At 64.3% G+C, this 9647-nt stretch carries 8 protein-coding genes and 1 pseudogene; 2 read left to right on the top strand and 7 right to left on the bottom strand.

The genetic code is table 11. From position 1 onward, the window contains the following. Positions 1 to 414 (top strand): dicarboxylate/amino acid:cation symporter (locus BN1136_RS12225; RefSeq protein ID WP_043808561.1); only part of this gene is annotated, 414 nt, incomplete at its 5' end. 54 nt (positions 415 to 468) lie between these two features. Here BN1136_RS12225 and BN1136_RS12220 read toward each other — a convergent pair. Continuing rightward, positions 469 to 618: pseudogene (locus BN1136_RS12220) on the bottom strand (MerR family DNA-binding transcriptional regulator); the annotation flags it as partial. Between the two features lie 132 nt (positions 619 to 750). On the opposite strand from BN1136_RS12220, the gene BN1136_RS12215 reads away from it, so the two are divergent. Next, positions 751 to 1914, top strand: coding sequence for a thiolase family protein (locus BN1136_RS12215; protein ID WP_043760706.1), 1164 nt, complete (start codon positions 751 to 753; stop codon positions 1912 to 1914). 60 nt (positions 1915 to 1974) lie between these two features. On the opposite strand, the gene BN1136_RS12210 is transcribed toward BN1136_RS12215, so the two are convergent. The 6 genes from BN1136_RS12210 to BN1136_RS12185 form a co-directional block, all read right to left on the bottom strand. Further along, positions 1975 to 3207 carry an EAL and HDOD domain-containing protein gene (locus BN1136_RS12210; protein WP_043760703.1) on the bottom strand — a complete coding sequence of 411 codons (1233 nt, stop codon included), beginning with the start codon at positions 3205 to 3207 and terminating at the stop codon, positions 1975 to 1977. A gap of 116 nt (positions 3208 to 3323) precedes the next feature. After that, positions 3324 to 4580, bottom strand: a complete 1257-nt coding sequence (locus BN1136_RS12205) for an outer membrane protein transport protein (RefSeq protein ID WP_043760700.1) — start codon at positions 4578 to 4580, stop codon at positions 3324 to 3326. A 251-nt stretch (positions 4581 to 4831) separates the two neighbouring features. Further along, a complete protein-coding gene (locus BN1136_RS12200; protein ID WP_043760697.1) occupies positions 4832 to 6103 on the bottom strand; it encodes an outer membrane protein transport protein in 1272 nt (423 codons plus the stop codon). Positions 6104 to 6513: 410 nt separating this feature from the next. Then, complete coding sequence (locus BN1136_RS12195; RefSeq protein WP_043760694.1) at positions 6514 to 7257, bottom strand: DUF3379 domain-containing protein; 744 nt, start codon at positions 7255 to 7257, stop codon at positions 6514 to 6516. Further along, positions 7250 to 7840, bottom strand: coding sequence for a sigma-70 family RNA polymerase sigma factor (locus BN1136_RS12190; RefSeq protein WP_082034992.1), 591 nt, complete (start codon positions 7838 to 7840; stop codon positions 7250 to 7252). The genes BN1136_RS12195 and BN1136_RS12190 overlap by 8 nt, the downstream gene beginning before the upstream one ends. 39 nt (positions 7841 to 7879) lie before the next feature. After that, positions 7880 to 9424: a BatD family protein gene (locus BN1136_RS12185; protein WP_043808559.1), complete on the bottom strand. Its 1545-nt coding sequence runs from the start codon at positions 9422 to 9424 to the stop codon at positions 7880 to 7882. Positions 9425 to 9647 lie beyond the last annotated feature (223 nt).

Raw genomic sequence — 9647 nt, 5'->3', positions numbered from 1 at the left:
ATGGAGACCTGCGAGCATGATCTGAAGGTGACCAACGCCACCGCTTCCTTCGTGCTGCCGCTGGGCGCCACCATCAACATGAGCGGCAACGCCATCTATTACGGTCTGGTCGCCATCTTCTTCGCCCAGGTCTACAACATCGATCTCTCCATGGGTGCCTGGGCGGCGATCATCGTCACCTCCACCCTGGGTGCCATCGGTCAGGCGGGTGTACCGGGTCCGAGCTTCCTGGTGGTTGCCGTGCTGCTGGCTGCCGGTATTCCCATCGAGGGTCTGCCGCTCTTGTTCGCGCTGGATCGTCTGTTCGACATGATACGGACCGCGCTGAACATCACCGGCGACGCGGCTTGTGCCATCATCGTCGACCGCTACAGCCCGGATTACGATCCGGACCGCTGGAGCAAAGAGGCCTGAGACCGGGTCTTCCGTCACCAATAGAAGAGGGAGGCATCATGCCTCCCTCTTTCTTTTTCTGCTGCTCCCNNGGGTCTGCCCCTGGCGGGTCGGGTTCAGCAGCCCCTGATCCTCGTAGAAGCGGATGCTGCGGGTGGTCACATCGAACTCACGGGCCAGCTCGCTGATGCTGAAGGTACGGGTGTCATCCTTGGATTTGGTCATAGGGCTGTCTTGGCTGTCATCTGGTTGTCAATGCAGGCTGGCACCTTACCCAAACGTCAACTTCCCCGCAAGTCTTGTTCCGGTGGCGGCGGCGGCATATGTTATCCCAAAGTAACAAGGAGAGTGCTATCGATGGATATCGTGATTGTGGCGGCCAAGCGTACCCCCATGGGGGCGTTCCAGGGGGCCCTGAGTTCCCAGAGTGCGCCCGAGCTCGGCGCCTGTGCCATTCGCGCCGCCTTGGCGGCGGCGGGCATCGGCGGGGAGCGGGTCGATGAGGTCTATCTGGGCAACGTGCTCAGCGCCGGGGTCGGGCAAGCGCCGGCCCGTCAGGCGGCGCTCAAGGCCGGCCTGCCGGATAGCGTGCCCTGCACCACCCTCAACAAGGTGTGCGGCTCCGGCATGAAGGCAGTCATGCTGGCGGCGGATGCCCTGCGCCTGGAGGAGGTCGAGGTGGTGGTGGCGGGGGGCATGGAGAGCATGAGCCGCGCCCCCTATCTGCTGGACAAGGCGCGCAGTGGTTTTCGCATGGGCCATTCGACCGTGCTGGATCACATGTTCCTGGACGGTTTGCAGGATGCCTACGAGGGGCACCTGATGGGCCACTACGCCCAGCTGAGTGCCGATAAGGCCGGACTGACCCGTGCCGACATGGATGCCTTCGCCATCGCCTCCCTGGAGCGGGCCCTGGCGGCTCAGCAGAGCGGTGCCTTCGGGGCCGAGCTGACCCCGGTGATGGCGGCGCAGACCCTGCTGCTGGCGGAGGATGAACAACCGGGGAAGGCGAGGCCCGACAAGATACCCACCCTCAAGCCGGCCTTCAGCAAGACAGGTACCATCACCGCAGCCAATGCCAGCTCCATCTCGGACGGGGCGGCGGCCCTGGTGCTGATGCGGGCCGACACGGCCAGGCGTCTGGGGGCGCCGGTGCTGGCCAGGGTGGTGGGCTACCAGAGCCATGCCGCCCTGCCGGCGGCATTTACCAGTGCCCCCGTCGGTGCCATCGAGAAGTTGCTGGCCCGGGTGGGCTGGTCGGTGGAGGAGGTGGACCTGTTCGAAGTGAACGAGGCCTTCGCCATGGTGAGCATGCTGGCCATGGCGGGGTGCCAGATCCCCCATCAGAAGCTGAACGTCAATGGCGGCGCCTGCGCGCTGGGCCATCCCCTCGGGGCCAGCGGCGCCCGCATCCTGGTGACCCTGACTCACGCCCTGCGGACCCGTGGACTGAAACGGGGGGTGGCGAGCCTGTGCATCGGGGGTGGCGAGGCGACGGCCATGGCCATCGAGGTGGATTGACGCACGGGCCCGGTGTCCGCGTAACCGGCATGAACGCCCCTCCTGGAGGGGCGTTTTCTTTTATGGGGGGCCTGACTCGCCCTCCATGGCCTCAAGCTGCTGGTTGACCCAGGTGGTCGCGGTTAGATAGAGGTGGCTGACCTTCTCCTCGTTGAGCCCCAGGCGGGCGGTATTGGCGGCGATCCGCTGCCAGTCGGCCTGCTCGTAAGCCTCGCAGAAGGTGAGGTAGAACCCGAGGTTGCCCTTGCGCTCCAGCAGGGCGGTGCGCACCTCGTCTGTCAGGGGGAGGGAGCCGAGCAGCTGCTCCAGGGGTTGTCCCATCAAGACGTCCAGGAGGGAGAAGAGCCCGGTGGTAAAGGCCTGCTGGGCCTGCTGGGCCGGGGCATGGGTCTGGGCCAGCAGCTCGCAGAACCGGGCCCGGACGAGGGACATCTGATGGAGCTCGGCGCTCTTGTCGTGGCCGGCGCTGGTGGCGGCGATGAGGGCCACCAGGCGCTTGAGCTGAACATGGCCCAGCGCGCTCGCGGCCTGGCGAAACGAGGCGATGGGCTGGGGAAAACCCTTGAGGTGGTTGATGTAGCGCAACAGCTTGAACGAGAGAGAGAGATCCTGGTTGAGCAGCAACTCTATCTTGTCCAGATCCGGCTCGGCCTGGTTGACCACCTTGAGCAGCTGCATCACCACCAGCTGGGCCGGCGGCATGGCGGCCTGCTGCACGATCTGGGGATGGCTGAAGAAGAAGCCCTGGAACAGCTGGACCCCGAGCTGCTTCATCCGCTCGAACTCGGCCTCGTCCTCCACCTTCTCGGCGAGATAGGTGAGGGGCAGGTGGCGGTGACTCGCCATGAAGCGTTCGATGCTGGAGATGGAGGTGCTGCGCAAGTCGAACTTGATGATGTGGATATAGGGCAGAAACCGCTCCCAGGCATAGACCAGGGTGAAGTCGTCCAGCGCCAGGCGATAGCCCAGCTCGTAGAGCTGGATCACCTTGGCCAGCAGGGCGTCATCGGGGTCGACGTCCTCCAGGATCTCGATGACGACCTTGTCCCGGGGCAGGCACTCGGCCAGACCGTCCAGCAGCAGGGAGTAGGGGAAATTGATGAAGCAGGGGTGATCCCCCAGCAGTTGATCGATGTTCTGCTGCACGAATTGTTCGGCCACCAGTCGGGAGGTGGCCTGCTGTGCGGAGATGGGTGGAAAGACGTTGTCCAGGCTGTCGCGAAACAGCAGTTCATAGGCTTGGGTTTTCAAGTCCCGATCCAGAATGGGCTGCCTGGCTACATAGGAATACATGCATCTCTCCACCATGAGGGCAGGTTTGATTCTATGGTGAAGCGGATCACTATGCCAGTGTCGAGCGGGTCGATGCGGTCAACAACTGGCAGAGTGCCGTGGCGCAGAGCCCTGGATCAGAAGAGGTAGTTGAGCTGCAGACCGGCGAGCCAGGCATCCCCTTCCGAAGTGCCCCGGAAGGTGGAGGTGGTCTGCGGTATGCCGGGCTTGAGCTGCATGGTCTCGTGCACCTCGACCTGCTTGCCATCGATCATGGTGAGTCCCAGATCCAGGGAGAGGTTGCGATCGATCTGGTAGCCCACGCCGGCGCTATACCAGATCCGGTCGGAATCCGGAATGGAGATGGTACGGCGATCGGCGGGCACCGGGCTGCGATCGTAGGCCATCCCGGAGCGCAGTTGCCATTGGGGGGTCAGCCGATAGGTCAGGCCGACGGCGTAGCGCCAGCTGTCCTGCCAGTGCTCGTCCTTGATGTGCATGGTGCCGTGGTGATCGAGCCCGGATTCCAGTTGCACGAACTTGCTCCAGTTGGTCCAGTTTATGCTCGAATGCAGCGCCAGGGCCGGGGTCAGCTGATGGAACAGGGCCAGCTCGGCGGTGGCGGGCAGGGGCAGATCCAGACTGCCGGTGTCGGTGAAGGTGCGTCCCTGCAGATCGGTGCCGACGGCGTCACCGGAGAGGGTCAGGTTCACGTCGTGGCGATAGGAGAGGCCTATGCGGGTTGCCTCCGAGAGGGTCAGCAGGGTACCCAGGTGCCAGCCAAGGGCCCAGCCATCCCCCTTGAGGTGCTTGGCAATCTTGTTGTTGGAGGGGAAGGTGCCCCCCACTTCTCCCTCGCCGTGGATGGCGCCGAGCCCGCCGCCCACGGACCAGTGCTGGTTGACGCGATACGCAAGGGAAGCCCCGAGATCCACCGTCTTGATGTCGGAGACGTTGCCGAAGTGGCCGGCGTTGTAGTTGTCCGGCATCTGGACGCCGAGGCCATAGTAGGAGGTCGCCGACAGGCCCAGCCACCACTGCTCATTGAGCGGGAGGACGAGGTAGGCGTTGGGCACCCAGGCATTGTCGGCGATGTCGTGGGCGCTGGCGTCGAGCGCCACCGGCCCCAGGGCGGTGGGCACCCGGGTCGAGCCTTCGATGTTGACGTCGGGCCGGATATGGATGACGCCACCGGAGAAGGCGGTGCGCTCGAAGCGGGTCATGGCGGCGGCGTTGCGAGCGAGCACGCTGGCATTGTCGGCGATGGCTGCTTCGCCTGCGAAGGCGCGCCCAAGGCCGGTGGCGGATTGCTCCGCCAGCTGGAAGCCGGCCCCCTGGGCGTGACCAGAGAGCAGCGCCAGGGCGATGAGGGAAGGTTTGATGGTCGAATGCATGGTTTTTCCTCGGGATGAACTGGGTGTTCATTCTATTTTTCGGTTGGGGGCGGGATTTTATATGGTACGACCAGTAAGGCAACCGGGGCGGGGTCTGGGCGGGGAAAACGGGATTAAATGCTGAAAGGTATGTCTGTAACAGGTTGATAAAAAACGAAAAGAGTACACTTGTTTGCTACAGGTGTGCGCTGAGAAGGGTCGTCAGGATAAAAAAAGAGCGCCCGGGGGCGCTCTTTTCGATGACATGAAAATCAGAATTTCATGTTGAACTGGGCGGAAGCCAGCAGGGCGTTGCCGTGGGAGGTGCCCTTCCAGCGCAGCGCATCGCTGTGGCTGCGCAGGCCTTCGTTCACGTCCACTTCCTTGCCGTCCAGATAGGCCATGCCGAAATCGACGCTCATGTCCGGGTTGATGTGGTAGGTCGCGCCGGCGCTGTACCAGATACGGTCGGAGTCGGGGATGCTCAGGCTGCGGTATTCCGGCTCGATCGGGCTGTTGTCGTAGGCGAAGCCGATGCGGGCTTCCCAGGACGGGTTGACGTACCAGGTGCCACCCAGGGAGTAACGGGCGGAATCCTTGAACTTCTCGTCTTTCTGCAGGCAGACACCGTTGGCGCAGGCGTTGCTGGTGGCCTTGAGCTCCTGGAAGGCACTCCAGTCGGTCCAGTTGACGGAGTAGTGCACCGCGAACTGCTGGTTCAGGCGGTGGTAACCGGCAAACTCGGCCTGGGCGGGGAGATCCAGCTTCAGGTTGCCGTCGACGACACGGTTGCCGGAGGTGGCACCCTGGAAGTCGCCGTCAAAGCTCAAGTCCACCTGGGAGCGGTAGGTCAGGGCGAGGCGGTTGTTCTCGTTGAATTCATACAGGGTGCCGACGTTCCAGCCAAAGCCCCAGGTATCGCCCTTCAAATGTGCCAGGCGGGTATCGGCGTTGGCGCCCGGGATGGCGGCAGCCAGGGCACCCGCATAGCGGTTCAGCTCGGCCTCGGCGTAGACGGCGTTGATGCCGGCGCCCACGCTGAAGTTGGAGTTGACGCGGTAGGCGATGTTGGGGTTGATGTTCAGGGTCAGCAGCTCGGTATCACCGGCACCGGCACCGGCCGCGAAGGTCTTGGTGTACTCGGTGGAGAGACCGTAGTTGGAGAAGAGACCGATCCCCCATGCCCACTGATCGTTCAGGGGCTGGATGAAATAGCTGGCTGGCACGAAGGCATCGGGAGCGATGTTGCTCTCGCTGGCCGGGGTCAGCTTGTTGGGGCCGGCATAGATGTCGCCAGACACATCCACGTCGGGCCTGATATAGGTACCGGACACGGACACTGCCATCTTGTCGAAGGTGGTCATGGCGGCGGGGTTGCGGGACAGCACGGCCGCGTTGTCGGCGATGGCGGCTTCACCTGCATAGGCACGGCCCAGACCGGAGGCCGAGTGCTCGTTCAGCTGGAACGCGGCGGCGAAGGTCTGGGTGCTGGCCAGGGCCACGGCCGCAGCGATCAGGCTTTTCTTGAAAAAGGCAGTCGTCATAGTGTTCTCTCGTTTTGTAAGCAGATTTTTTGTCGACATCCGGGCTCTTTGGCCCCTGTAGACGACAAGATCTGTTGTTATGTCAGCTTCTTCCCATACATTTCTGGCGTGATTCTATGGATCTGGTAGGAGGTAAGAAATCAGACCAGTGGCAGCAGAATACATAAAAGTTTCCATTATGTTAATCATTTGTTTGAATCAGCCGCTTTATTGGTCTGTTTTATCCATTATTGGATAAATAAGATACAAAAGGTTTCGTTTGTGTCATTCAAAAAAATTGGCAGAAATGTGAGTTCGAGTGGGCAATGAGCAGGAACGTGCGGGGATTTTGAGATGAACAGGCAGACAACTAAGGTGTCTGCCTGTGGCATGGCGAGCGGCCGGACCGGGTCAGCCGGGGTTAAGATCTGTTAAATGGACCACTGCAGGCGGGACTCCAGCTGGCGGGCGACCGGGGCGAGTGACTCCTGCATGTCGCCGATAAGCACCATGTTGGCTCCTTTGAGCGGCAATATCTCCCCCTTGAGCCGGCCATCGGCGAAATCGGGCTGGATCGCCAGTGGCAGATGCTTGGGCACCAGGAACAGGGTGACCGGCCCCATCTTGCCCTGGATCACCATGTGCAGTGCCGGCCCCTGATAGAAGGCACAGTGATTGACATAGGTGACCTTCATGCCCGGCATGTCCGTCAGGGTGGCGCCATATTTCTCCATCTTGGCGTTGATGGTCTGCAGGCTCACCTTCTCGTCCACATTGTGGATGAAGGGTTCCTCCCCGTAGACGTGGGCCATGGCGATCTGGGCCAGGGAGAGGGGCTCCACGGCCGGGGGCCAGCTTATCCAGCGGGTTCCCATGCCGAGCAGGAAGGCGACCGAGGCCGCGATGGCGACAGATCGCCAGCCGGTGCGCGGGGCCGGGGGAGGAAGGGGAACCACCACCTCGTCATTTGCCTCCATCGCCTGCCTGAGCAGGATCCGCTCGGCCAGTCCGGTCGGCACCTCCACCTCCAGGGTGCGGCGCAGCGTGCGATCCAGCTGCTTCATCTCCTCCAGGTGCTTGCGATTGGCAGGAGACATCTCTGCCGCCTCGAGGAAGGCGGGGTCCTTGTCCGAAGGATGGGTGATGGCCCGGCGGCGAAATTCAAGCTCATCCATTGGTGTGTCCTCTCTGTTGAGCCGCAGACTCCATGGCCTCTTTTATCTGGTTGCGGGCCCGAAACAGCCGCGTCATGACGGTGTTCTTGTTCAGGCCGAGTTGTTCGGCGATCTCCTCACCGCTGAATCCTCCCAGCACCTGCAACAGCAGGGGCTCCTGATATTCGGCGGGCAGGCGGGCGATGTGGCGCCTCAGCCACTCGTGCTCCATCTCCTGCTCGTTGTGCAGCGCGTCCGGATCGCTCTGGGGATGCTCGTCGAGATCGATGAGGTCGAACTGCTTGCGCTCGAAGCGCCGGGCATTCTCCCGCCGCAAGATGGTGATGAGCCACGCCTTGGCGGCCTTGTCGTCTTGCAGGGTGTCGATCGCCTTCCAGGCGCGCAGGAAGGTCTCCTGCACCAGGTCTTCGGCCACTTGCGGATCCCGGCACAGCCAGTAGGCGTAGCGGTAGATGTCCCCGTGCAGGGCGTGCACCAGGGCCTCGTATTTGATTTGTTTGTCTGCCATCTCCTGATAGACCGGACTATTCGAGGGATCCTTTCCCGTTCCCGCATTTTTTTTTCTAAAAAAACCTAACGCCATGAAGGGGTGTCCTTGTTCATGAGTGGCTCGTGGCAGGCATCAGAAGCGTCGCCACGCCAGCGTGCCAAGACCATAGGCTATCGCAAAAGTTTCCCGGGCGCACAGCCCCCGGGCGAGGGCCTGCCAGTGGGGCATGTCTCCCCCGGGCGGGCCGAAACAGGCCCGATCCAGCGCATCGAGCAGGGGGCCCATGACGGGATCCCGATGGCAGGGCAGGCTGACAAGGTGCTGGCAGGGGGCCCCCCAGCGCAGCGATGCCCAGGCCAGCAGGGCCTGTCTGGCCGCGTCCGGCGCACGGGCGGCAAGGGCACGCTGCAGGCGATAGAAGGCGAGCCAGCGTGGCCCGCGCCGCCACAAGGCGCGCAGCAGGAGTGCCCATCCCACCCAGTGGAGGCTGTCCGGGGAGGAGCCCGGCCCAGTGTCTACCTCCTCGCTCGCCCCCTCTTCGAATACCAGGGTGTGGGCCGGCAGCCGCACCTCTTCGATGCGCCCGCTTTGGGTGCTGAACCAGCGCAGGCTCTGGGCCGGCAACTCATAACGGCCCGCCGCCCCGGCCGTCAGGGCCTGGCGCCATTGGCGCTCGACGCGCAGCGCCCCCTCGGCCACGAAACGCTCCTGCTGCTGCTCGCCGTCCGGCTTCATGGAGAGGCCGGCGGGCAGGGGCGGTGCCGGCAGGGGAGGCAGGCGGTTGCCATCCCCCCCTTCCATCACCAGGGTGAGGGTGCGGATCACCGGCTCACCGACCCTGGCCCTCGCCGGGCTGAAGTGCTGGCGCAGCACCAGACTGCTCGCCACCGGCTCCAGGGGGGCCTTGTCCACCTTGATAAAGAGGGTCGCCGCTCTGGCGGACAGCAGATCTCCCGCCTTCCCCGGCGCGGTCGCACCAGCCTCGTCCTGATGCGGCAAGCGCCCCTGAAAGCGGGGGGATTCGACGGGATGGAGCCCGGGAGCTTTGGCCTGCAGCAGCCATTTTCGCGTGAGACGCCCCGGCAGGCCGGGGCTCGCAGGGGACTCCCAGCGATCGTCGCCGAGGCGGCGAATGGTGAAGGGGGGCGCGATGGGCTCGCCGAGGTTGGGGGTGTCCAGGTTGGCCGGCAGCCACAGGGTCAGCTGATAGATGAAGGGCTGACCCGGGTAGAGCGGGCCCTGATGCAGTACCTGGGCCTGGAGCTCGACGGGAGAGAAGATCCGATCCTGCCGAGGCACCAGGGTGGCCGCCGAGCCCGTCTGGGTGCCGGTCGGCACGGCCAGTTCTGGGGTAAGCCCGGCCCCGAGGGCGAGGGGCGGCACCCGGCTCGGGCTGGTGTCCAGCAGGTGCAGGGGGATCTGCCAGCGGGTCAGGTCGCTGATCTGGGTGCTGGCGCGGCTGATGCTGACCCGCCCCACCGCAAACTGGCGCAGCAGAGGCTGGAGGTCGAGCGCGTCATCGTGCAGCACCCCGTCGGCCTCGATGATGAGCAGCCAGTCGCGCTCGCTCGCCCCCGGCAGCAGCTCGGCCCGTGGGGGCGCGGCCAGCGCCGGGAAGGCGAGCAGGGGGATCAGCAGCAGCCAGCACAGTCGCGACAGGCCCGTGCCAGCGCACATCAGGCGTGAGGGGATGTTCGTGATCACCAGGGCTCCTCCACCTTGATCAGGGGGCGGCGCTGGGCCTCCTTGCGCAGGCGCTGCTCCAGCAGCAGCACGGGGGGCGCTGGGGGACGGGGGACTTCCGAGGCATCGGCGGGGTGGGGGCCGCGGCCAGCGGGGGCGCGGGCGGGGGCGCGCTACGAGGGGCTGGGCGCCCGCCCGCCCGCGGCGGGCAGGGGTG

Source organism: Aeromonas taiwanensis (assembly GCF_000820165.1).
GTDB classification, from domain to species: Bacteria; Pseudomonadota; Gammaproteobacteria; order Enterobacterales; family Aeromonadaceae; genus Aeromonas; species Aeromonas taiwanensis.
Note: the sequence above shows the minus strand (reverse complement) of the source record. Positions and strands in the feature narration are given on the sequence as shown.

Excerpts from the sequence above, each read along its gene's own strand:
- BN1136_RS12215 (WP_043760706.1), top strand. The coding sequence starts at position 751 with ATGGATATCGTGATTGTGGCGGCCAAGCGTACCCCCATGGGGGCGTTC.
- BN1136_RS12210 (WP_043760703.1), bottom strand. The coding sequence starts at position 3,207 with ATGTATTCCTATGTAGCCAGGCAGCCCATTCTGGATCGGGACTTGAAA.
- BN1136_RS12205 (WP_043760700.1), bottom strand. The coding sequence starts at position 4,580 with ATGCATTCGACCATCAAACCTTCCCTCATCGCCCTGGCGCTGCTCTCT.
- BN1136_RS12200 (WP_043760697.1), bottom strand. The coding sequence starts at position 6,103 with ATGACGACTGCCTTTTTCAAGAAAAGCCTGATCGCTGCGGCCGTGGCC.
- BN1136_RS12195 (WP_043760694.1), bottom strand. The coding sequence starts at position 7,257 with ATGGATGAGCTTGAATTTCGCCGCCGGGCCATCACCCATCCTTCGGAC.
- BN1136_RS12190 (WP_082034992.1), bottom strand. The coding sequence starts at position 7,840 with ATGGCGTTAGGTTTTTTTAGAAAAAAAAATGCGGGAACGGGAAAGGAT.
- BN1136_RS12185 (WP_043808559.1), bottom strand. The coding sequence starts at position 9,424 with ATGTGCGCTGGCACGGGCCTGTCGCGACTGTGCTGGCTGCTGCTGATC.